Origin of the sequence: Lysinibacillus boronitolerans JCM 21713 = 10a = NBRC 103108 (assembly GCF_000772935.1) — a bacterium.
In the GTDB taxonomy this organism is placed as follows: Bacteria; Bacillota; Bacilli; order Bacillales_A; family Planococcaceae; genus Lysinibacillus; species Lysinibacillus boronitolerans.
This window is the reverse complement of sequence record NZ_JPVR01000078.1, coordinates 218,893-242,900: the sequence shown is the minus strand read 5'-3', so window position 1 is coordinate 242,900 and position 24,008 is coordinate 218,893. Positions and strand designations below refer to the sequence as shown.

At 39.1% G+C, this 24,008-nt stretch carries 24 protein-coding genes and 2 riboswitches; of the genes, 11 read left to right on the top strand and 13 right to left on the bottom strand.

Features of this window, described 5'->3' with window-relative positions:
* Nucleotides 1–36: 36 nt before the first annotated feature.
* Nucleotides 37–807 (bottom strand): TSUP family transporter, encoded by a 771-nt coding sequence (locus CD31_RS16680; RefSeq protein ID WP_036079292.1) that lies wholly within the window; start codon nt 805–807, stop codon nt 37–39.
* 126 nt (nt 808–933) lie between these two features.
* Here CD31_RS16680 and CD31_RS16675 point away from each other — a divergent pair, with 126 nt between their 5' ends.
* The gene (locus CD31_RS16675) at nt 934–1,716 is read left to right on the top strand and encodes a TrmB family transcriptional regulator (protein WP_036079291.1); all 783 of its coding nucleotides are present in this window, start codon (nt 934–936) and stop codon (nt 1,714–1,716) included.
* A 23-nt stretch (nt 1,717–1,739) separates the two neighbouring features.
* Nucleotides 1,740–2,126, top strand: a complete 387-nt coding sequence (locus CD31_RS16670) for a hypothetical protein (RefSeq protein WP_036079290.1) — start codon at nt 1,740–1,742, stop codon at nt 2,124–2,126.
* A gap of 50 nt (nt 2,127–2,176) precedes the next feature.
* Here the strand turns inward: CD31_RS16670 and CD31_RS16665 are convergent, their stop codons facing one another.
* Entirely contained in the window at nt 2,177–2,548 is a 372-nt protein-coding gene (locus tag CD31_RS16665) for a nucleotide excision repair endonuclease (protein WP_004227912.1), read from the bottom strand.
* Between the two features lie 203 nt (nt 2,549–2,751).
* Nucleotides 2,752–2,863, top strand: a riboswitch (SAM riboswitch).
* Between the two features lie 122 nt (nt 2,864–2,985).
* Here CD31_RS16665 and metA point away from each other — a divergent pair.
* Nucleotides 2,986–3,921, top strand: coding sequence for a homoserine O-acetyltransferase MetA (gene metA, locus CD31_RS16660; RefSeq protein ID WP_004227915.1), 936 nt, complete (start codon nt 2,986–2,988; stop codon nt 3,919–3,921).
* Nucleotides 3,922–3,960: 39 nt separating this feature from the next.
* On the opposite strand, the gene CD31_RS16655 is transcribed toward metA, so the two are convergent.
* From CD31_RS16655 to plsY, 6 genes are all read right to left on the bottom strand, one after another.
* Nucleotides 3,961–5,109 (bottom strand): GerAB/ArcD/ProY family transporter, encoded by a 1,149-nt coding sequence (locus tag CD31_RS16655; protein WP_036079289.1) that lies wholly within the window; start codon nt 5,107–5,109, stop codon nt 3,961–3,963.
* Nucleotides 5,110–5,140: 31 nt separating this feature from the next.
* Nucleotides 5,141–5,374: a hypothetical protein gene (locus CD31_RS16650; RefSeq protein WP_016993907.1), complete on the bottom strand. Its 234-nt coding sequence runs from the start codon at nt 5,372–5,374 to the stop codon at nt 5,141–5,143.
* A 4-nt stretch (nt 5,375–5,378) separates the two neighbouring features.
* The gene (locus CD31_RS16645) at nt 5,379–6,578 is read right to left on the bottom strand and encodes a Ger(x)C family spore germination protein (protein WP_016993906.1); all 1,200 of its coding nucleotides are present in this window, start codon (nt 6,576–6,578) and stop codon (nt 5,379–5,381) included.
* Between the two features lie 25 nt (nt 6,579–6,603).
* A complete protein-coding gene (locus CD31_RS16640; RefSeq protein ID WP_016993905.1) occupies nt 6,604–8,142 on the bottom strand; it encodes a spore germination protein in 1,539 nt (512 codons plus the stop codon).
* Between the two features lie 173 nt (nt 8,143–8,315).
* A complete protein-coding gene (locus CD31_RS16635; RefSeq protein WP_016993904.1) occupies nt 8,316–8,606 on the bottom strand; it encodes a HesB/YadR/YfhF family protein in 291 nt (96 codons plus the stop codon).
* 19 nt (nt 8,607–8,625) lie between these two features.
* The gene (plsY, locus tag CD31_RS16630; protein ID WP_016993903.1) at nt 8,626–9,228 is read right to left on the bottom strand and encodes a glycerol-3-phosphate 1-O-acyltransferase PlsY; all 603 of its coding nucleotides are present in this window, start codon (nt 9,226–9,228) and stop codon (nt 8,626–8,628) included.
* A gap of 564 nt (nt 9,229–9,792) precedes the next feature.
* Between plsY and parE the strand changes: the two genes are divergently transcribed.
* From parE to CD31_RS16595, 7 genes are all read left to right on the top strand, one after another.
* Nucleotides 9,793–11,769, top strand: a complete 1,977-nt coding sequence (gene parE, locus CD31_RS16625) for a DNA topoisomerase IV subunit B (RefSeq protein ID WP_016993902.1) — start codon at nt 9,793–9,795, stop codon at nt 11,767–11,769.
* Nucleotides 11,766–14,204: a DNA topoisomerase IV subunit A gene (gene parC / locus CD31_RS16620; RefSeq protein ID WP_036079287.1), complete on the top strand. Its 2,439-nt coding sequence runs from the start codon at nt 11,766–11,768 to the stop codon at nt 14,202–14,204. The genes parE and parC overlap by 4 nt, the downstream gene beginning before the upstream one ends.
* A 109-nt stretch (nt 14,205–14,313) precedes the next feature.
* A riboswitch (TPP riboswitch) is annotated at nt 14,314–14,424 on the top strand.
* A gap of 154 nt (nt 14,425–14,578) precedes the next feature.
* Complete coding sequence (locus tag CD31_RS16615; protein ID WP_036079284.1) at nt 14,579–15,574, top strand: ABC transporter substrate-binding protein; 996 nt, start codon at nt 14,579–14,581, stop codon at nt 15,572–15,574.
* 1 nt (nt 15,575) lies between these two features.
* A complete protein-coding gene (locus CD31_RS16610; RefSeq protein WP_036079281.1) occupies nt 15,576–15,866 on the top strand; it encodes a thiamine-binding protein in 291 nt (96 codons plus the stop codon).
* Nucleotides 15,866–16,639: an ABC transporter permease gene (locus CD31_RS16605; RefSeq protein WP_036079268.1), complete on the top strand. Its 774-nt coding sequence runs from the start codon at nt 15,866–15,868 to the stop codon at nt 16,637–16,639. Before CD31_RS16610 ends, CD31_RS16605 begins: the two co-directional genes overlap by 1 nt.
* Nucleotides 16,614–17,363, top strand: a complete 750-nt coding sequence (locus CD31_RS16600) for an ABC transporter ATP-binding protein (protein ID WP_036079266.1) — start codon at nt 16,614–16,616, stop codon at nt 17,361–17,363. The genes CD31_RS16605 and CD31_RS16600 overlap by 26 nt, the downstream gene beginning before the upstream one ends.
* Nucleotides 17,353–18,102, top strand: coding sequence for a TatD family hydrolase (locus tag CD31_RS16595; protein WP_036079264.1), 750 nt, complete (start codon nt 17,353–17,355; stop codon nt 18,100–18,102). The genes CD31_RS16600 and CD31_RS16595 overlap by 11 nt, the downstream gene beginning before the upstream one ends.
* A 26-nt stretch (nt 18,103–18,128) precedes the next feature.
* Here the strand turns inward: CD31_RS16595 and CD31_RS23585 are convergent, their stop codons facing one another.
* From CD31_RS23585 to CD31_RS16575, 5 genes are all read right to left on the bottom strand, one after another.
* Nucleotides 18,129–18,305, bottom strand: coding sequence for a hypothetical protein (locus CD31_RS23585; RefSeq protein WP_016993896.1), 177 nt, complete (start codon nt 18,303–18,305; stop codon nt 18,129–18,131).
* Nucleotides 18,306–18,402: 97 nt separating this feature from the next.
* Nucleotides 18,403–19,947 (bottom strand): solute symporter family protein, encoded by a 1,545-nt coding sequence (locus CD31_RS16590; protein ID WP_036079363.1) that lies wholly within the window; start codon nt 19,945–19,947, stop codon nt 18,403–18,405.
* Between the two features lie 8 nt (nt 19,948–19,955).
* Entirely contained in the window at nt 19,956–20,294 is a 339-nt protein-coding gene (locus CD31_RS16585; RefSeq protein WP_036079262.1) for a DUF485 domain-containing protein, read from the bottom strand.
* Between the two features lie 481 nt (nt 20,295–20,775).
* The gene (locus CD31_RS16580) at nt 20,776–22,329 is read right to left on the bottom strand and encodes a solute symporter family protein (RefSeq protein WP_016993894.1); all 1,554 of its coding nucleotides are present in this window, start codon (nt 22,327–22,329) and stop codon (nt 20,776–20,778) included.
* A complete protein-coding gene (locus CD31_RS16575; protein WP_004227946.1) occupies nt 22,330–22,665 on the bottom strand; it encodes a DUF485 domain-containing protein in 336 nt (111 codons plus the stop codon). It lies immediately after the preceding gene.
* A gap of 585 nt (nt 22,666–23,250) precedes the next feature.
* Here CD31_RS16575 and CD31_RS16570 point away from each other — a divergent pair.
* Nucleotides 23,251–23,847, top strand: a complete 597-nt coding sequence (locus CD31_RS16570; RefSeq protein WP_036079260.1) for an SCO family protein — start codon at nt 23,251–23,253, stop codon at nt 23,845–23,847.
* Nucleotides 23,848–24,008 lie beyond the last annotated feature (161 nt).

Below are 24,008 nucleotides of genomic sequence, written 5' to 3'. Positions count from 1 at the left end.
AAAACGCCACAGATTTCAAATTCTGTGGCGTTTATTTTAATGCATCATAAAATCATAGGCATTTTTCGCAAGTAATGTCATTGTCACGACAATAAATAGCGTACGGACAAAGCCACTTCCTTTTTTGATCGCCATGCGCGAGCCAAGCATAGCCCCCCCAATTTGCGCAATGCCCATTACTAAACCATAAACATAATGTATTTGGCCTAAGTAGGCAAACATACAAACGCCAGCCACATTACTCGCCAAATTTAAAAACTTCGCATTACCAGCCGCCTTTAAAAAATCAAAGCCTACCAGTAGGAAGCTAAAGATTAAAAAGGAGCCTGTTCCAGGACCAAGAAATCCATCATAAAAACCAATAGCAAATAATAGCAGCATAAATAAAAATAAATGGGTTTTAGAGAGATTTTTAACAGTAGCAACAGCGCCCCAATCCTTTTTAAAGATCGTATAAATCCCAACAGCTGCCAGCATAACAAGCATTAATGGCTTAAGTAATGCTGGATTGATTAGATGCACAGTCCATGCTCCACATAAGGATCCGATAAATGCTAGTGGAAAATATTTGAGGACAGAGCGAATGTCCAGCTGACCAGAACGATAGAAGGAAATCGAGGAAGTGAGCGAGCCCATAGCTCCTGCTAGTTTGTTAGTGGCAACAGCAGCGGCTGGATTGAGGCCGACAAATAGTAGGGCTGGTAGTGAAATTAACCCGCCCCCTCCCACGACTGAGTCAATAAAAGCCGCCAGAAATCCAAATGAAATTAACAGTATCAAAATATGTACATCGACTTCAAACAACATATTACACCTCTTTGAAATTAGTTACTACTGAAATAGTAACTAATTTTATTTGCGCTGTAAACCCTTATTTTTTCATTGGCAAATCTTCACAAAGGTAGCCTATAATAAAGATAATGGAGGGATTACATGGAGGAATTAATCACCCAGTTGAAAGAAATGGGTTTTACAGAATATGAAGCAAAGGCCTATACGGCACTTGTTCAGCAAAGTCATGTTAGCGCCTATCAGGTTAGTAAAAATTCTGGCATACCTCGTGCAAGAGTGTATGATATTTTAAATAACCTTGTAGAAAAGGGTATCGTGTTAAAAGAAGAGACTGCAGAACAAACAACCTATTCGGCGATGCCTGTGTCTGTATTCTTACAGCAAATGCAACAGCGCTGGGAGTCGAATTTTACGTCAATAAGCGGGAAATTAGAAAAACTAGAGGAAAAAGTGCAGGAAGCTGAGCCTAAAGTGGTCATGCTAAAGGGCAAGGAATCCATTATCAACTATTGTCAGTCACTTCTAAAGAAGGCGAAGAAAAAAGTGATGCTGTCGATGTGGGAAGATATGTATGATGCCTTACGTGGAGATTTGCAAGAGGTGGCGCTGCATGTTCCTGTTCATGGCATTACCTTGTATGTAGGAGAACATCTAGCCTCGATTGACCAGCATAGAGCCACACATTATACAAAAAAAGCGTCTACACCGCATTGGTTTATCTTATCGGTAGATGGTCAGGAAATGATTTATGGTCATTCTCCATCTACGCAAGAGACGGCCTTTATCACCAATGATCCCGTTCATATTTATTTGTTAGAGGATTATATATGGCATGATGTGCTCATCAATCGATTAGTAAAACGTGATGATCAGGAGTTAGAAGACTGGATTGCTAAGGAGCGTAAAGCTTTTTTCTTAGAATAGTCGTATAAGGGAAGGGGAGTAACTTGAAAAAATTCGTGTTGCTAGGTTTTATGAGCTTACTAATGCTAGGAGCCTGTAATGCTACACCACCTACCGATCCACCAACGATTCATGAGCTAACGGTTGTCCCAGACATTGTCCAAAAAAATATTGTAGCTACTGATCGAATTCAATTATTGCATGAAAATGATGCACCATATTATCTCGTTTATTATTCAAAGGGAAATGTATTGGCAGATATTACGGCAGAGGGAAATAGGCTTATCATCCAGTTAGAAGAAGGCAGCGAGCAAAGGAAAGAGGCACATCCCTATGTTTTTCAAATCACCGTCAAGAATCCTGAGCTGGATACCATTGATTTGCGAATAAACGGTCACAGTACACCGATTGATCGTATGACCATTATGTGATAAAAGAAACCGAAATCCCTCGATGAGATTTCGGTTTCTTTGCGTGATGTCTAATAAAAGACCTTGTCTACGTTATATTTAGAGCGGAAAGTATTAATCGCATATGTTTCGTAAATTTCACGTTCCATTGGATCTTCCACTTCATAGACTTCAATTTTGAACACTTCATCACGATGGTTTTTCATCGGAGATACATTATCCTCGAAATGTTTTTTAATACGTTGACGAATTTTACGTGCTTTCCCAACAAACAATAGCTCATTCTTGTCATTATAGAATAAGAAAATGCCGCCTTTATCACGTGTAATTTTATGGAAGTCAATAAAACCGAAGTAAGGTGTGATTGGCACATCACCTGGTTTTAAATCTTGTTCACGTTGACGGATTACTAAATCTGGTTTTGGAAATTCAATTTTAATCAAACTATTCACGTTCCTCTCTCTTACTAAAAGTATATGGTAACATAATTACGGCATGTTTACCATAAATTTTAAATGTAGAAACACCACATATAGCAAGCTTAGTGTACATCAAATGAGCAAGGAACATGCACATGAATCACAAAATATTCTATGAATTATTGATATTCTAACTAGTTCGTGTTACAATTCAAGATAATTAAATAATCTTATCAAGAGAAGCTGAGGGATTTGGCCCGATGACGCTTCAGCAACCTCTAACAATTGTTAGAAAGGTGCTAATTCCAGCAAAGGATTTTTTCCTTTGAGAGATAAGAGTGGACGTGAAAAAATCCTTCTCATTCTATCTCGTATGGAATGAGGAGGATTTTTTAATTTCGTTGCATTCTACGCAAGCAAGGTTTGCTAAAAGTGAGTGATTATAGAGAGGGGAAAGCAAGATGCCAATTAATATTCCGAAAAATTTACCAGCTGGAGAACATTTACGTGAGGAAAAAATCTTCGTCATGGAAGAGGATCGTGCGAAAACACAGCAAATCCGTCCATTAAATATATTAATTTTAAATTTAATGCCTGAAAAAGAAAAAACAGAGCTCCAATTACTACGTTTATTAGGAAATACACCATTACAGGTGAATATTACCTTTTTAAATACGGCCACACATGAATCGAAAAATGTGAGTAAATCCCATTTGCAGCTATTTTACACAACGTTTAACCAGATTCGTCATCGACGCTATGATGGTATGATAATTACTGGTGCGCCAGTAGAGAAAATGGCTTTTGAAGAGGTTAACTATTGGCAGGAAATTTCAGAAATTATGGATTGGTCTAAAAAGAATGTGACATCCGTGCTACATATATGTTGGGGGGCACAGGCTGCATTGTATCACCATTATGGCATTGGGAAGGTCGAGCTTTCTGCTAAATGCTCAGGCGTCTACTCCCATGTGATTACAGATTTAACAGTGGATTTGGTACGAGGCTTTAGTGATTTATTTACTGCGCCGCACTCTCGCTATACATCTGTTTCGATTGACGAGGTTCGCAATCATCCCGATCTACGACTATTATCTTACTCAGAGGATGCAGGGGTATTTATTGTACAATCAAAAGATAATAAAAATATTATGATTACGGGGCATCTAGAGTATGATGCGACAACACTAGCCGATGAATACAGTCGCGATGTGGCGAAGGGCATAGATATCGCCGTTCCTGTAAACTACTTCCCGAATGACGATCCAACACAAGTGCCGATGAATACATGGCGTGCCCATACCCATTTATTATTCTCTAACTGGTTGAACTACTATGTTTACCAAGAAACACCATATGAATGGGATTTTGTAGATGAAATCGAATATCATATTTAATTAATAAAAAGTCTAATTTCTTTTCTAGCGTAGAAGAAATTAGACTTTTTGATTGTCATTTTTTGTTTCCTGCTGAGGTGTTTCGTTATTTTGAGCCTTGGACTTGCGGTTTCGAATGACTGCTACAATCAGCAAAAGTATAGGTAATAAAATGGTGAAAATAAAGGAAAAGATTGGCCAAATTTCATTATTATAATTAGTGGAATGCACAATATCTGGATGTACTATTTGGGAAAGTCCAATGACAATGATACCCATCGGTAAAATAAGTGGACGATGATCCTTGATTTTCAAAATTTGTGCAAGGCCCACAACGGTCGTATAGAAGTACATAAATGTACGAATATAAATGGAAGATATCCACATAAATGCCATGATAATTTCAATACGCTGCAAAAAGTTCCCTATAGATATTCTTTGCGCTAAGGCATAGCTAGGAAATGTTCTAGCCGCAGTATTTTCAGGCCCTAGTACAAGAATTGATAGGACAATCAACGTAATTAAGACGACTCCGCCAAGGATGGTCCCGATATATAGCCCTTTCTGCGCAGCTTGTTGTACATTGACGCTAGCAGGATATAGCATCAATAGCACAAGTAAAGGAAAGGAAAAGATACTCATAAAGCGTGTAATACTATAAAGCATAGATGTTTTCGTTGCTTCTAGCAGTGGCTGAATATTCTCAAATGTAATTTGAGGGCTAATACTAATGATGAAAAAAATAAATATAAAAATAAACATTGGAAAAAGAATTTCTGCCGAACGGGCAAAGGTCTCAATCCCTAAATAAGCGGCATACATAATAATGATACTGAACAGTAGGGCAAATGCTAATGTCGGTGTCTCTGGCATAACTTCCGTTTTCATGAAAATACCGATAAAATAGAGTAATTCTCCAGCGGAAAGAAAGGTCATAATCAAGAAACAAATCGCTGTGATTTTCCCAAAAAAACGCCCGAGAATTTTTTCATTGGCCTCGATAAAGTTTAGGGACGGTGTTTGATTGGCAAGTGTTAAAAATAATTTTACAAGCAATAAACTAAGCAGAACACCAATGCTTGCCGCAATCCAGGCATCTTGCTTAGCAGCACCAGTAATACTCGAAGGGATAATTAAAATCGCTGTACCGATAGAATAGAGGAAGGTAACGATTGTAAACTGTCTTGAACTAATGATCTCTTTTTCCATCTAGCTACCCTCCGTTTCAAATTCCATTCATCTATTTTGTAAATGAAACAATGTAATCTCTAATAGGTGTAAAGATAAAGGTGATCAAATCTAAAGGGCTCGGTATATGGACTTTCAGGGCAATGCCCATATTTAAAGCAGTTCCAATGAGTAGTAAAATGGTGAATACGACAACGGCTTTTCTATCCTGTTGCTTTTTTAACTTTGGAATAAAAATAAGTGCAACAATGATTGCGATAATCAGGAAAGCTACGGCTAGCACCATTCCATTACTCCTCCTTTGGCTTGCTTAATAATGAATTTTGCAACGTGCCCAAACCTTGTGTTGTTACCTTCACGTGAACGGCCACTGCTAAATCTGGAAAAATGGAAGTCCACTCATCCTTGATTTTTTTCCATTGCTTTGGATTTGCACGGTGTAGGGCATCACCAAAACCAAAGACATCGACTTCATATTGCTGTTGGATTTTCTCTAATGTTTTTTCAACGCGTTCATCGATACCTTGGGCTGTTTTTTTATTAACATAATCAATCGATTTATTTTTGGTAAGATCGATATCACATTCGACCTCTCCAACATTCTGCTCTACATTAATATGAACATCAATTTTGGGTTTCCCGTTTTTAAAGGACCCTTTCACTTTTGTAGTGGATTGAGTGATTTCAGTAGATAAGGTCCCTTTATTAGGACAGGCGATGATTTCAATCGTACTTTGAATTTTGTCATTAAGAAAACTAATACTTTTGCTTTCGCTCTCTGTCAATAGCCCCATATATTTATCACCTTTAAAGACTGCTAATCCCGCATATTGTAACAGCACAGGTGTTTTAACACGTTGTACATTTGTTTGATCTACCCCTAATTTCTTATCGCCATGAATTTCAATAGCAGAAATTAACGCCCCTTTCTGCTTATTACTTAGCGTATTGACTAATTCATCAATATTAACAGCTATTGTGGAGCCCCAAGCTTTTTCAGAGACATCGAGAGAATTTAACAATTTATTAGCAGGAACCTTTTCGATGGGTGTAAGTACATTTAACACTTCTTTCGCTGTTGCTTCGTGAGACATGATAACGTCGAAATCCTTACGAAATTCATGATCCCTTACAATTAAATCAAGTGCATCACTAATTCCTTCTTCGGCAAGGTCCTCCCCAAGCACAACCACTTGGAGGTGGGCAAAATAGGGTTTTCGAGCAGCAATGGTCGTCATTTTGCGAATGGCCTCAAAGATAGTCTCGCCTCTCGAATGATAGCTAACGACAGGAGAGCGTTGAGTGGAAGCTTGGCGCATTGAAATTTCACCAGGATCGACAATTTGAACTGTGATTTCATAGTCCTCATCTATTTTGTCAATGCCCAATGCTACGACAATGGCCAATTCATTTAATTCACGCTTACTCCAGCAGCCACTTAACAGTATTGTGAGGATACATAGTAAGCAAATCCAGTTTAATTTTGCCATATTCCATTCCTCATTTATCCAGTTGTTATTTTCTGTTTTTTACATTGATATAGTTATGTCCTCTAACAATATTTTTTTGATTGACTAAACGAGGTCGTGTAAGTAATTTTCTACGCGGGAACAGCACAAAGGCATCCTTCTGATCCTGTAATACCAAAGGTGCAAATGGACTTAAATATGGTACACCAAATGAACGAATGCTACATAAATGGAGAATAATCACCATAATGCCAAACATTACACCGAATAAACCAAACATTGCAGCCAATATCATTAATGGGAAACGTAGCACACGAATCGTATTCGATAAGCCATAGGCAGGGAATAGGAAGCTACAAATCGCCGTTAGGGCCACAATAATTACCATTACAGCGGAGACAACGCCCGCATCCACAGCAGCTTGCCCAATAACTAAAGTTCCTACAATGGACACCGCAGGCCCGATTGTTCTAGGCATCCGTAATCCAGCTTCCCTTAGTACCTCAAAGGCTATTTCCATAATGAGGGCCTCAACAACAGCAGGGAAGGGAACACCTTCTCTTTGCGATGCAATACTAATTAACATGGGTGTTGGAAGCATTTCTTGGTGAAAGGTAGTAATCGCTACATACAAGGATGGTGCTACTAACGCTAGACTGATACCAAAGAAACGCAGGATACGTATAAGCGAGCTAATCATCCAATGCTGATAATAATCTTCTGCTGATTGTAAAAAGGATGTAAATAGCGCTGGTACGACTAAGACAAAAGGTGTGCCGTCAACGAGAATCGCCACTTTGCCATCTAATAATTCACCAGCGATAACATCAGGACGTTCAGAGTTGTAGACGGTTGGAAACATAGAGTTTTTTGAGTCCTGAATAAAATCCTCAATATAGCCGCTTTCCAGTATGCCATCGATATTAATACGATCTAATCGAGCCAATACTTCAGCTACAATTTTGTCACTCGCTATACCGTTTATATACATTACTGCTACGTCCGTTTGCGTCACATCCCCGATAACACGTGACTTTATCCAGAGATTCGGACTTTTTATTTTGCGACGGATAAGCGCAGTATTGGTCCTTATTGTTTCGGTAAAGGATTCCCTCGGTCCGCGAATAACGGATTCAGTCGATGGCTCTGTGACAGCTCGATCCTTGGCACTTCTTGTACTTGTCACAATCCCCTCAGCGAAGCCATCCAATAAAATAACCGTTTCACCATTGAGAATGGCACTGTAGAGTGTTGTGAAATGCTCAATATTCGTCACATCGCCTACCGTTAAATAGGAATTCCGAACATATTGGTTAATTGTCGTTATTTCAATATCTTGTTCTTCTTCAATATTTGCCATCAGTTTATCGATAACAGAATCAGAAATAGTCGTTTTATCCGATAAGCCATCAATGGAAATAATGGCAAGGCTATGTGGTTCAGCTTCTCCAATCCTAATTTCACGTATAATAATATCATTACTATGCCCTAGTGACTGTTGAATGATTTTGATATTTTTAGATAGGGAAGTATACAATAAATCGTTCTGGGATGGGGAGGTCTCGGCATTGTTATACATGGACATGTGTGTTTTCCTCCTCAAATGGTCGTTCATTACCTATAGAGTGGACAATTTATTGGAGAGATAAACGAAAAGGGCATGAAAAATCTAGCTATTTGTGGCAAAATTACATCCCTTTTGTTTTGGAATAAATAAAAAACAGTCTGTCCTTTCAATACTTGAAAGGACAGACTGCTTTATGTACGATAGTCGTATTGTAATTCATCTTTACTTGTATCAACATCAACATGTAAATTGTGATCGTTAAAGAACCAAAGATCTTTCTCATCAATGTAATAGATGACACCATCAATTTCTGTCTGCACACCAATGGCAATGGGTTCCTCACGTGTCATTCCCAGCGAAAAGCCTTCATGAAACGGACTAGAGCCTCCATAACGTGCATAAAAACGAATTGTATCACCCGGTTCAACTTCCATTTCCTGTTTGAACCATTGTAGGGCTTCATCTGTCAATGCAATATTCATTTCAAATGCTCCTCTCTTCCTACAGCCATTTTACCTTTGGTTCGGTGCCGTTTTTAATACGTGCAATATTGGCACGGTGACGATAAATAATAAAGGTAAATAAAAAGGCTACCAAGATGCCTAATGCAAAGTCACCTGTAATAAAATAATAAACGATTGCATAGATAAGCGCTACTAAAGCGGCTATCATCGATGTTAAGCTGACGATTTTTGTGATTTTTAACGTCACAATAAAGGTAATAAATAGTAGGACAAAGAGTGGCCAAGAATAGCCTAATAATACACCCGCTGATGTTGCCACAGCTTTCCCACCACGGAAGTTGGCGAAGATCGGAAACATATGACCGATTACGGCGACAAGCCCCAGTAATAAAGAATGGAGTGTAGTATCAGAGAAAACGGGAAGTGTCACGAGTAAGACAGCGGCAGTCCCTTTTAAGACATCCATCACCGTAACAACAATACCTGCCTTTTTCCCTAACGTTCGAAAAGTATTGGTCGCACCAAGATTACCGCTTCCGTGTTCACGAATATCGGTGTTATAAAAAATTTTGCCTATCCATAATCCAGAAGGTATAGAGCCGATTAGATAAGCACATAAAATAATAAGTCCATTGATCATAGCTGGACTCCTTTCATTCATAGTCCATCACTTGGTACTAATAGTTTGTATCAAGTATTTTACACTTTTTCTTGCTAATCTACAATGTTATGAAGGAGATTTCATTCGAAGTCTTGAATTCAATACAAAAGAGAATCTATGAGCGAGGACTAGGCTTTTAGACATAAATTTGTAGGAAGCGATAAAACCTTTTTAAAAATATAGGCAAAATGGCAATTTTGTCAATCGCTCATTCCTTTGGTAGAATAGAAGTCTAACTTTAACCAGTTTAATCGCAAGGCACGAGGTAGTGTGTGCTACTATTTGCAAGCAACACAAATTTATTTTGCAACTATGTAGGCTTCAAGGCGTCAAATGATGTTGGAAGCTAGAAGCAGTCTGCCTTGCTTAAATACCAATTTTAAGCAACTGTTGAAGATGTTTACTATTAATAAATATGATCAAAACTGTGAGCAAATTTTAAAATTTTATTGGACCTGTCGCTAACTATTGACAGGAAATGCTATTATTATTAGGATGAGAACATAAATAGAACATGTGTTTGTTTTTTGGAGGGGAATTTTTTTGACGAATAAACAGTCACCTAGCGTCTATAATGATGACGCTATACAAGTATTAGAAGGATTAGAAGCGGTACGCAAACGACCTGGCATGTATATCGGTTCGACGGATGGCCGTGGACTTCATCACCTTGTGTATGAAATCGTAGATAATGCGGTGGATGAAGCACTGGCTGGCTTTGGATCTCATATTATTGTCACAATTCATAAAGATCAAAGTATGAGTGTACGCGACTTTGGCCGTGGGATGCCAACCGGTATGCATAAAATGGGTAAACCGACACCAGAAATTATTTTTACTGTGCTACACGCTGGCGGTAAATTTGGTCAAGGTGGCTATAAAACAAGTGGTGGTTTACATGGTGTTGGTTCTTCCGTTGTGAATGCGCTCTCAACATTTTTAGAGGTGACAATCCATCGTGATGGCAAAAAGTATCGACAGCGCTTTGAGCATGGTGGACATCCTGTCACAACACTTGAAAATATTGGGCAAACGAAGCAGACAGGAACGCTTGTTCATTTTCTACCAGATGAAACGATCTTCTCTGTCACAAAATTCAATTATGATACGTTAGCGGAACGATTACGTGAATCAGCCTTTTTATTAAAGGGCTTAAAAATTGAATTAATTGATGAGCGCGAGGAAGGCAAGAGCGATGTGTTCTTTTATGAGAATGGCATTGAGGCTTTCGTTGCGTATTTGAATGAGGAAAAAGATGTCCTTCATCCAGTAAAATATGTAGAAGGCGTACAGGATGATATCGAAGTAGAGTTTGCTTTCCAGTATAACGATGGTTATTCGGAAACGATTTTATCATTTGTTAATAATGTTCGTACACGAGATGGTGGTACACATGAAACGGGTGCAAAGGCAGCATTGACGCGTGTCTTTAATGAATATGCAAGAAAAATTGGTTTGTTAAAGGACAAGGATAAAAACCTTGAGGGGACAGATATTCGTGAAGGCTTAGCGGCCATTGTATCTGTTCGTATTCCAGAGCACTTACTACAATTTGAAGGACAAACAAAGGGCAAGCTTGGGACAAGTGAGGCTCGTTCTGCAGTAGATAGTGTAGTGTCTGAGCAAATTTTGTATGTGCTAGAGGAAAATGCAGAATTATCAGCTTCTCTTGTTCGTAAAGCGATTCGAGCGCAGCAAGTGCGTGAAGCAGCTCGTAAAGCGCGTGAGGATGCACGAAATGGCAAGAAAAACAAAAAGGGTAGTACGATTCTATCTGGAAAATTAACGCCAGCTCAGTCACGTAATGCGGCAAAAAATGAGCTGTATTTAGTCGAGGGTGATTCTGCTGGTGGCTCTGCTAAACAAGGTCGTGACCGTACATTCCAAGCGATTCTGCCATTGCGCGGGAAAGTAATCAACACAGAAAAGGCCAAGCTACAGGACATTATGAAAAACGAAGAAATATCAACGATTATCCATGCGATTGGTGCTGGTGTTGGTACGGATTTTGCGGTGGAGGATTCTGCCTACAATAAAGTAGTCATCATGACCGATGCGGATACGGATGGGGCACATATTCAAGTCTTGCTATTAACATTCTTCTATCGTTATATGCGTCCGCTCATTGAGTCTGGGAAAGTCTATATCGCACTACCGCCGCTTTATAAAGTCTCAAGAGGTACAGGGAAAAAAGAAGTCATTGAATATGCTTGGACAGAAAGCGATTTACAAAAGGCCATCAAAAAGGTGGGAAAGGGTTACATATTACAGCGCTATAAAGGTCTTGGTGAGATGAATGCAGACCAACTATGGGACACAACGATGAACCCTGAAACACGGACATTGATTCGTGTCACAATTGAGGATGGTGCACGTGCGGAGAGACGTGTCACGACGTTAATGGGTGATAAGGTAGAACCACGTCGTAAATGGATCGAAGCCAATGTGGACTTCGGTATGGAGGATGATTCTAACATTTTAGAGAATGAATTCATCCAACAAGAGGAGGGCCAAGCATGAGTAGTACAGAAAAGTTTCAAGATTTACCGCTAGAAGAAGTGATGGGTGACCGTTTTGGTCGCTATAGTAAATATATTATTCAAGACCGCGCGTTGCCTGATGCACGTGACGGTCTTAAACCAGTACAGCGCCGTATTTTATATGCGATGTATACGGAAGGCAACACACATGATAAGCCGTTCCGTAAATCCGCAAAAACAGTGGGTAACGTAATTGGTAACTATCATCCGCACGGTGATAGCTCTGTTTATGAAGCGATGGTACGGATGAGTCAGGACTGGAAGGCACGTCATATGCTCATTGAGATGCACGGGAACAATGGCTCGGTCGATGGCGATCCTCCAGCGGCGATGCGTTATACAGAGGCGAGACTATCTGCTATAGCTGCTGAAATGCTACGAGATATTGGCAAGAAAACGGTCGAGTTTGTGCCAAACTTTGATGACCAGGATATGGAACCAACCGTTTTACCAGCACGTTTTCCAAACCTTTTAGTCAATGGCTCTACAGGGATTTCCGCTGGGTATGCGACAGATATTCCACCACATGCCTTGGATGAAGTACTGGATGCCGTGTTAATGCGCTTAGAAAAGCCTAATGCTACTGTAGATGAATTGATGACGGTGATTAAAGGGCCAGATTTCCCAACTGGTGGAATCATTCAAGGTGTAGATGGTATCAAAAAGGCGTATGAAACAGGTCGAGGTAAAATTATTGTTCGTGCACAAGCAGTTGTCGAACCAATTAAGGGTGGTAAAGAGCAAATTGTTATCACTGAGTTACCATATGATGTAAATAAAGCGAATCTTGTGAAAAAAATTGATGAGCAACGTGTAGATAAAAGACTAGAAGGCATTGCGGAAATTCGAGATGAATCAGACCGTACAGGTTTACGTGTCGTGATTGAGCTGAAAAAAGATGTACCTGGGCAAGGAATTTTACAGTACTTGTTTAAAACAACGGATTTACAGGTAGCTTATAATTTTAATATGATTGCAATCCATAATCGTCGTCCAACAATGATGACATTGCCATTATTGCTAGATGCGTATATTGCCCATCAAAAAGAAGTGGTAACAAACCGTTCCATTTATGATTTACAAAAGGCAAAGGATCGTTCTCATATTGTAGATGGATTAATTAAAGCTCTTTCCATTTTAGATGAAGTTATTGCGACGATCCGTTCTTCTAATGATAAGAAGGATGCGAAGCTTAATTTACAAGCGAAGTTTGATTTTACAGAGGTACAGGCAGAGGCCATTGTAAGCCTGCAATTATACCGTTTAACGAATACGGATATTACAGAGCTACGTCAGGAACAGGACGAGTTAAATAAGTTAATTGCGAAGCTAGAGGGGATTCTGCAAAGTGAGGCTAAGCTTGTGCGCGTTATTAAACAAGAGTTGCTAGATATTAAGAAACGCTTTACAGAACCTCGCCGCTCGAAGATTGAGCAAGAAATTGAAGAAATTAAAATTACATTGGATGTCCTTGTGCCAAGTGAAGAGGTTGTCGTAACAGTAACGAAGGATGGTTATATTAAACGTACATCCACACGTTCTCATGCCGCTTCAAACGGGCAAGATTTTGCCATGAAGGATTCAGATTATTTATTGTATGAAGCAAACTTAAATACACAGCACCATCTATTGCTGTTCACAAATCGAGGCAATTATATTTATCAGCCTGTTCATGAGCTGCCTGATATACGCTGGAAGGATCTCGGCCAGCATATTTCAAGTATTGTGCCAACAGGGGAAGATGAATCCATTATTGCGGTTTATGGCTTCGAAACATTTGAACAGCCAAATACGTATGTCTTCACAGCCACAAAAGATGGCCAAATTAAGCGCTCACCACTCGCAGACTATGCGGTAACACGTTATTCAAAGCCAATTAAAACGATGAACGTCAAGGCTGGTGATGCGATGATCTATGCATCGTTTGTAACAGATGACGTGGAGCTAATGCTCACAACGGATACAGCCTATGCGATTCGTTTCCCGATGGAGGAATTACCAGTTACAGGTGTGAAAACAGGCGGTGTGAAAGGGATCACACTAAAAGATGGCGAAGCCTTAGTTGGAGTCAATGTGTTACAGCCTGATGTTACCCAATATGTAGTCATTGTGACACAGCGTGGGGCCGTAAAGAAAATGAATGTCGCTGAAGTTGAAGTAGCAAGTCGTGCAAAACGTGGACTAAAAGTATTAACAGAGTTAAAAGCAAACCCTCACCGAATTGTGGCAGTTGTTCAAGCAACAGATGAGGAGCAGGTTGTGATTGAAACTGAAAAAGGTGTTCAAGAGGTGATTGACGTACAAGCATTGTCTCGTGCGGATCGCCATTCCAATGGTTCATTTAAAGTGGATATTGCTACAGATGGAGCAATCTCTCATGTTTTAACAGCCAAAAAAGAACAGAAACCAAGCTAAATGCATGCCCAGTCTCTAAGGAGTACTGGGCTTTAAGCTCTATTCAAAAAATAGCACCTTGTCATTTAAGTGAAACTATGGGTATAATAATCATCGAAAAGTTCATAGCGAAAGAATGTAGGGGGGCTAGTAATTGCTAGCTGAGATTGTGTCCGATAGACGCTGACCCTTTGAACCTGATTTGGCTCGTACCAGCGTAGGGAACATCTATTCAAAAAAGCAAAGCTTTGAAGATTGATTGCAATACGTCTGGGAGGAATCCTAGGCGTTTTTTTATGTTTTCAAGCAACAGCTTGCCAACATTGTATACGCTTTCTTCTGGTGACAACATTCATTCATGAACACTTTCATATTACAAACTGGGAGGCTTTCGCATGAAAAAATGGTTATTTATTCTATTCGCAGCACTATTGACATTAGTAGGCTGTAGTGACAAGGATGACAAGCAGGCTGCTGACAAGCTGAAAAAGGTGTCTGTGGTACTGGATTGGACGCCGAATACAAATCATACAGGACTATATGTTGCCAAAAAACTCGGTTATTTTGAGGAACAGGGCTTAGATGTTGATATTATCATGCCTGGTGAGGCGGGTGCAGATCAGCTTGTTGCTTCTGGAAAGGCGGATTTTGGCGTGAGCTATCAGGAAGGCATAACACAGGCACGAGTACAGGATGTGCCGCTGGTCTCAATCGCAGCTATTATACAGCATAATACATCTGGCTTTGCCTCTATTGCTTCAAAGGGCATTACATCGCCAAAGGATTTTGAAGGAAAAACCTATGGTGGTTGGGGTGCGCCATTAGAGCAAGCCGTTTTACAATCACTAATGCAGACGGAAAATGCAGATATTAACAAGCTAGATATCGTCAATGCAGGCGATTTAGATTTCTTCACAATGATGGAAAAAGATATTGATTTTGCTTGGATTTATTATGCATGGACTGGTATTGAAGCTGAGCTGCGTGGGGAAAAGATCAATATGCTATATCTTACAGATTATAGTGATCAATTGGATTATTATACGCCCGTTTTAGCTACAAATGAAAAAATGATACAGGACAATCCTGATGTTGTGAAAGCCTTTGTGGCAGCTGCATCGAAGGGCTATGAATACGCAATTGAAAACCCAAGTGAAGCGGCTGATATTTTAATCGAAGCGGCACCTGATTTAGATAAAGCGTTAGTTCATAAAAGTCAGGAATGGCTGGCTGATAAATATCAAGATGATGCCAAGCAATGGGGAGAGCAAAAGCTTTCTGTGTGGGAAAATTACGCGAAATGGATGTCTAGCAATCAAGTACTAGAGGGCGAATTTGATGCGAAAAAAGCCTTTACTAATGATTTCTTACCTAAAAAGGAGGCCAAATAAGATGGCAAATTCATTAATCAGTGTACAAATCATTCCGAAGACAGAGAAATATGAAGATGTTATACCATATGTCGATGCAGCAATTGCGGTGATCGATGCTTCTGGGGTGAAATATGAGGTACATCCATTGGAAACAACGATGGAGGGTGAGTTGTCAACATTGCTTCAAATCATTGAAAAAATGAATGACAAGATGATCGAGCTTGGTGCCATTAATGTCATTACACAAGTCAAAATTTTATATCAGCCAACGGGTATTACGATGGATACATTAACGGAGAAATATCAGTAATGAAACGTGCATTACAGAAGGGAAGGACGATAATTATTATCGCCTTCCTCTTATTCATATGGGAACTAATCGTGCGTATGGCTGAAGTTCCACATTGGTTATTACCCGCGCCAAGTAGTATTTTGTCGGAGGCCCTCCAGTCATATCATACCTTTCTACCACATGCATTCGCTACGGTGCAATTAGCCCTACTAGGTTTGGCCATTGGCATTGCTTGTGGGCTAACGGTGGCAGTAGTGTTGCATCGGTTTACATTCATTCGGGAGCTGTTTTATCCAATTCTTATTATGTCGCAAAATGTTCCTATTCTTGTCTTGGCACCACTGCTTATTATTTGGTTTGGCTTCGGCTTATTACCGAAGCTTATCATTATCTGTCTTGTGTGCTTTTTCCCGATTGTCATTGCGGCAATGGATGGATTCAGGCAAACAGCACCTGAGTTAAAGCATTATTTTGCTATGGTTGGTGCTACAAAGGCACAAACTTTTTGGAAGCTAGAATGGCCTCATGCCTATCCTGCTATTTTTTCAGGCGTTAAAATTGCGGCTACATATAGTGTGATGGGGGCTGTCATTGCGGAGTGGCTTGGTGCAAAAAAGGGTATTGGCGTATACATGACCCTAGCCCAGTCCTCCTTCCGTACGGATCGCGTATTTGTGGCAATTTTTGCGATTGTTCTCTTGAGCTTACTATTATTTAGTGGTATTCGTTTGATTGAAAAATTCATGGTGAAGGGGAGAGGCTATCATGCTCAGCATTCAAAACATCGCTAAATCCTTCGATACACTGCAAGTTCTCAATCATCTATCGTTTGACGTCAAGGATGGCGAGTTTGTGGCCATCGTTGGTCCTTCAGGCAGTGGGAAGAGCACACTTTTTCAATTAATTGGTGGTGTTTCGCCAATTGATCAAGGAGCCATTTTATTAAATGGAGAGGATATCCAGCGAAAAAAAGGAACGATTGGCTATATGCCACAGCAGCCATGTCTATTACCCTGGCGTACAATAGTAGAAAACGTCACGCTTGTAGAAGAATTACACCATAAACCGAATGTTGAACGTGCTAAGGAATGGTTGGAAAAAGTTGGACTTGCCTCCTTTATCCATGCCTACCCGAACGAACTGTCTGGAGGCATGCAGCAGCGTGTGTCCTTTATTCGTGCAATGGTCAGTGATAAACCGATTTTATGCTTAGACGAACCATTTTCTGCGTTGGATGAGTTTACTCGACTAGAAATGCAGGCATGGCTTTTATCCATCTGGGAAGAGTACCGTAAATCCATTCTATTTGTTACACATAGCATTGAGGAAGCTCTCTTTTTAGCCGATCGCATACTTGTTTTAACCAAGCGTCCAGCAACCGTTAAAAAGGAAATCATCGTGCCATTTGAGAGACCTCGGAAAGAGGAGATTCGACATTCTGCAGCATTCACAGCGTTAAAGCAACAATTATTTATGTATTTACAGGAGGAAAAGGGTGATATGTATGTTGATTGATGCGCATATTCATTTGGATCAGTATACCGATGAGGAAATTCCCTCCTTATTAGAAGAGGTGAAAGCTGTCATCGCGGTTAGCATGCAATTATCCTCTTGTGAAAGAACGTTGCGTTTAGCGAACAGCTACCAGCAAGTAAAGGCTGCTTTTGGCTTTCATCCTGAACAGCCTTTACTAAGTCCAAATGATGAGACAGCTTTATTCGATTGGATTCGTTCGCATCAGGATGACATGGTTGCTATTGGTGAGGTGGGTCTACCTTATTATTTAAGACAAGAGCAAGCGATTGATGAACGTCCCTATGTGGCGTTATTAGAGCGTTTTGTTGTATTGGCGAAGGAACTGGACAAGCCAATTGTGTTACACGCAGTATATGAGGACGCCCATGTTGTGTGTGATTTGCTGGAAAAGCATCAGCTTCACGAAGCCCATTTTCATTGGTTTAAAGGGGATGCAGCTATTGTGAAGCGCATGATAGAGCGTGGTTATTTTATTTCCATTACGCCAGATTGTTTGTATGAAGAGGAAATTCAACAGCTAATTCATGCTTATCCCATTGAGCTGATGATGGTAGAAACGGATGGTCCTTGGCCGTTTGAGGGACCGTTTACGAAGAAGCGTACATCTCCCTGGATGATGCACTCAACGATTGAGGTGATTGCCGCCATCAAAGGACTGTCAACACAGGAAGCGGCCAAAATTATGACACAAAACACGACAACATTTTATCGGCTTTAATAAGAAAAAGCAGTATAGGGTACGAGTTATTCGTCCTTATACTGCTTTTTATATTTCGTATAATCATGCTCTAATTTTTCGTTTTTTGTTTTCGTTAGACGTTCATGTGTACTAAAAGAGCTTGATTGTCGATTTTTTTCAACATCTTTACCAACGGTGCGTTGAATGTGCATCCGCTTCTTTTTAGCCTTTGACTGTGACATGAGCATCGCCTCCAATTCATTTTTAATTCTATAGTAGCGAATAGGGAAGAAAAAGTAAAACCTCGTAAGCAAGATACTTACGAGGCTGTTGAGTGTATTAGTGAGATACGTCCTGTACAGAAATACCTGTGTTTGCTTTAACGTCAACTTCACGATACTTCGCATCATCTGTTTCTTTAGAAAGTAATGTGCCGATGAAACCACCAAGGAAACCAAGTGGTACAGAGATTAAGGCTGGGTTCGTTAACATAATTAATGGATCACCAACGAAAATTGCCTTACCTTCAACTGGATTCCATACGTTTGGAGACATAGCAACTAATACTAACGCAGAAATTAAACCTGTCAACATCGCAGTAACAGCACCTGCTGTATTAAAGCGTTTCCAATAAATTGTGTAAATAATAACTGGAAGGTTAGCTGATCCTGCAATACAGAATGCTAAAGATACTAAGAATGCAACGTTTAATGTTTGTGCACCAAGTGCTAATAGGATAGAAATAACAGCGATTGTAATCGAACCGATACGAGCTGCAAGAACTTGTTCTTTTTCTGTAATTTTACCCTTTTTGATAATTTGTCCATAAATATCATGTGATAGGGCAGATGCACCAGATAGTACAAGACCTGCTACTACCGCTAAAATTGTTGCGAATGCTACTGCACAAACGAATGAGAATAGAATGTCGCCACCAAGTGCTTCTGCAAGAAGTGGGGCAGCCATGTTACCAGCAGCATTTGCTGCGATAATATCTTCTTTCCCAACGAATGCTGCTGCACCGAAGCCTAAGAAAATTGTTAGAACGTAGAAGATACCTACGATCCAAGTAGCCCAAATAACAGATGAACGAGCTGTTTTCGCATCTTTTACTGTGAAGAAGCGCATTAAGATATGTGGAAGACCCGCAGTACCTAATACTAACGCAATTAACATTGAGATTGTATCAAGTCCATTTGTATATTTAAGACCTGGGTTTAAATAAGCAGCGCCACTGTCAGTAACCGTTGTCATTTCTTTAAACATAGTAGAGATACTGAAGCCGAACTCTTTTAATACTAAGAACGAAATAATAACTGTTCCTAACATTAAAAGACAAGCTTTAATAATTTGTACCCAAGATGTTGCAGTCATACCACCGAATAGTACGTAAGTTGTCATCATGAAACCTACGATTAATACAGCGATCCAATAGTCGATTCCTAAAAGTAATTGAATAAGTGCTCCTGCACCAACTAGTTGTGCAATCATGTAGAATAAAACAATTGTAATAGTGCTTAAAGCAGCTGTTCCACGAACTTTGGCGTTATCAAAACGCGCTGTAATCATGTCAGCTAGAGTAAATTTCCCAAGGTTACGTAATGGCTCAGCAACGATATATAATACCACTAAGTAAGCTACTAAATAACCAATAGAGAAGAAGAATCCATCAAATCCAAATAATGCTACAGCACCAGCGATACCTAGGAAGGATGCAGCTGATAAGTAGTCACCTGCGATAGCTAGTCCATTTTGCCAGCCTGTTAAGCCACCACCAGCAGTGTAGAAATCACTTGCTGAAGATGTACGTTTAGATGCCCACCATGTAATAACTAATGTTAAACCAACAATGGCTACGAAGAAGAATATGGCTGTAAAACTCATTCCGTTACTCATCGGCGGCCACCTCCGTTCTCGTATTCAGCGATAATCGCTTTTGCTTCTCTATCGAAGCTGTTTGCCTTTGCTACATATAAATGACATAACCCCCATGTCATGATGAAAAGACCTGCTGCATAGATCCACACCCAAGTAATTTCCCCAAATGCCTTTTGGTGTAGAATTGTCGTGTACGATGTCAGAATTGGTAACAACATGTATGCCGATAAAAATATGGCAGTCATAGACCAAAGAAAAGAGTTCTTTCTTCGTACAAGAGACTTAAATGATTCTTGGTTTGCAATTGCATCATAGTCAATCACGATACCTTTTTTTGCTTGATTGTTCGCCATTAACATTCCCCATTTTGTGTATATTTTTTCTACCTCAAGACTTGATTTTGCTAGTTTAGTGAATTCACATTTTCATTTTATGAAACAGTTCACAAAATTGCAATACATTTCAGAAAAATTATGTAAAAAAAATTTTTCAGAAAATACTCCTAGAAGAGAAAAAATGGCGCAAACTCAAGAATAGAAAGGGTTTTAGAAAATTCAGATAAATAAATGAAGTGAAGAGAAATCTAGATTCTTGACAAAAAATGAAGGGTAAATTTACAAAAAAATCTTGTTTTTTCAATCGAAAATAAACACTATTTGCCTAGTGAAAATTGGATTTTTTCTGTTTTTTGGAAGTGAAATAATATTGTTCGATAAATAAATTGGTAGATATTGAATAACAAAAAAGGCGAAAAACTCGACCAAAAATCGAATTTTTTGCCTATTTTTTTGCATTTTTTGAATTAGAATTCATTATGCAGGAGGTGTATAAATATTAATGTGAAATATCAGAGACAGACACACCTGTATTTGCTTTCACACGAATTTCTTTATAAATACGTTCTGCCTCTTCCTGTGGCACTTTGTTAGATGAAAGAACAGTACCTAAGTATCCAGCAATAAAGCCTAATGGAATCGTAATAATTGCAGGAACAGCAAGTGGCACAAGTGGTTGTCCAACAAAGATAGCCGCACCTTCAACAGGGCTCCACACATTTGGTCCCATTGCTCCTAAAATTAAGCATGAAACTAGCCCCGTTACCATTGCAGTTACAGCACCTGTAGAATTAAATTTCTTCCAATAGATAGTATAGAGGATCACAGGTAAGTTTGCAGATGCCCCGATACAAAAGGCGAATGATACTAGGAACGAAACATTTAAACTTTGTGCAAACAGAGCAAGAATAATAGAGACAATTGCAATCGAAATAGAGCCTGTTCGTGCTGCTACTACCTGTTGCTTCTCTGTTAATTTACCGCCTTTAATGATTTCTCCATAAATATCATGAGAAATGGCAGACGCCCCTGTCAGTACTAAACCAGAAACAACGGCTAAAATTGTCGCAAATGCTACTGCCCCGATAAATGCCATCAATACATCTCCACCTAAGTAATGCGCAAGAAGTGGAGCAGCTGTATTACCAGCCTTACTTTCAGCAAGAATTTGATCTAAACCTACAAAGTTTAATGCACCGAACCCTAAGAAAATTGTTAATGAGAAGAAAATAGCTGTAATCCAAGTTGTCCAAGAAATAGAGGCACGTGCTGTCTTTGCATCCTTTACTGTAAAGAAACGCATTAAAATATGTGGTAAACCAGATGTTCCTAAAACTAAAGCCATCATCATCGAAACAGAGTCGATTGTACTTGTGTACTTTATTCCAGGAACAAGGAATTTTTCGCCATGATCTACTGCAATTGTGTCGAACATCTTCATAAGAGAGAAGTCAAATTTCATTAGCACTAATACCGCTAAAAGACCAGTCCCGAATAATAATAGACTTGCTTTAATGATTTGCACCCAAGAAGTCGCTGTCATACCACCAAACAATACATAAGTTGTCATCATAACACCGACAATTAAAACGGCAATCCAATACTCAATGCCAAATAATAGCTTAATCAATGCACCAGCACCGACTAGCTGTGCAATCATATAAAGAATAACGATAATAATTGTACCAGACGCTGCCACGCCACGAATTCGTTTTTCATTGAAACGAGCCGTTAACATATCTGCCAATGTATAACGTCCTAAGTTTCGCATTGGCTCAGCAATGACATAAAGCAGTACTAAATTCGCTACTACATAGCCTACAGAGAAGAAGAAACCATCAAAGCCAGTTAAGGCAATTGCACCAGACACCCCAAGAAAGGCTGCCGCAGATAAATAGTCACCAGCAATCGCAAAGCCGTTTTGCCACCCCTTTAATCCACCACCAGCTGTGTAAAAATCAGCCGCAGAGGATGTGCGCTTTGCTGCAATATAGGTAACAACAAGTGTTAAGCCAACAATAGCTAAAAAGAAACCTATGGATACGATGTTCATTTATTTTCCACCTTTCGCCTGATACTCTGCTAGCACAGCAGCTGCAGCTTTATCGAATGAAGCAGCTTTTTTTACATATACTGTACAAAGCACAATGGTCATGATAAATAATCCTGCAGAATAAACCCATACACCCGTAATATTTCCGAAGAATTTTTGTTGTAGTACAGGCTGGAAAGCAAGAATCGGAAGCAGGATATAAAGAATTAAAAACACTGCGGTAATCGAGAAAAGAAAGGTATTTTTCTTTTTTACAAAGCTATTAAACGATTCCATTGCTTCAATTGCATGATAATCAATTGATTGGGCCTGTTTTTTGCTTGAAACATTCGCCATTATTATTCCCCCTAAAGTTATATATTTCTGTTTTAAACGACATATTTCTTTTTCATTCGTCGTTATATTCACTTATTTTATGGGGGAGATTCCTATAATGCAATACTAAATTTTGAGTTTTTATAATTTTTAGTCACTTTCGTTTTGAGGAAATAACATAGAAATAATAAGGATTTATTAGAAAAAATGTGTTTAAAAGAGTGTGAAGTTTTCTGATGAAATAATATTGTTAAAATAGTTTGTTGTTAATAAAAATGAATGTAGGAGAAAATCCAAACATAAAAGAGAATATTCTGTATTTTATTATTCTGCTATTAAATTCCAGGGTAGCTAGTTTAGCAGAAATAATTTGTTATATAACAATTATCTGAGGTTTTGGGAAATAACAAAAATAATAAAAAAAAGCTATGAAAAAAATTTTGAAAAGGATGTGTCATTTGGAAGATTTAGTGAGGCGGAATTCCAGAATCAGTTAATGTTCACATGTTATACAAATAGCAATCTAGGTGTAAGTCCATTATCTTGTGTTTAGCTTCTATAATGAATAAAATAAAGTGATGAAATGAAGGGAAGTGGGCACCACTAATGACAAAGAAAAGTATATTGCTAGTTTTAGTTCTAGCATTAAGTAGCATTCTAGCTGCTTGCGGTAGTTACAAATTTGAACCAACATTAAATCTCGAGGTTCAAGATTTCACTGTAACGAATCAAAAAAATGAACAAGTAAGCCTAGATGATCTTAAAGGTAAGCCTTGGTTAGCCATGTTTATTTTTACAAATTGTACGACAATTTGTCCTCCCATGACATTTAATATGACAGAAGTTCAACAAGCACTACAGGATGAAGGCCTTGAGGATTATCAAATTGTGGCATTTAGTGTGGATCCAGAAGTGGATAAGCCTGATGTTTTAACAAATTACTTAAATACGTATAATGTTGTAGATGAAAGCAAATGGCAGCTATTAACGGGCTACCAACAAAAATTTATTGAACAATTTGCACGTAAATCATTTAATTCATTAGTTAAAAACGATCCTAACTCAGACCAAGTCATACATATGTCGAGCTATTATTTAGTAAACGCAGACGGCACAGTTGTAAAAGACTATGATGGCGCGACAAACGTACCAGTTGAAACAATCGTTGGAGATATGAAAGCTCTTATTAAGGAGAGCAAATAACACAGAAGTCCATGTGACTTCTGTGTTTTTTTATGGAAAGAGGGGAAAATAAGGTGTATGCCTTTAAAAATCATTCGTCTCGATTTACTTTCCCAATATTGCAGCGAATAGGGCAATATTATATCGTTATATGCAGCAATGGTTCATTAACTTAAACTATT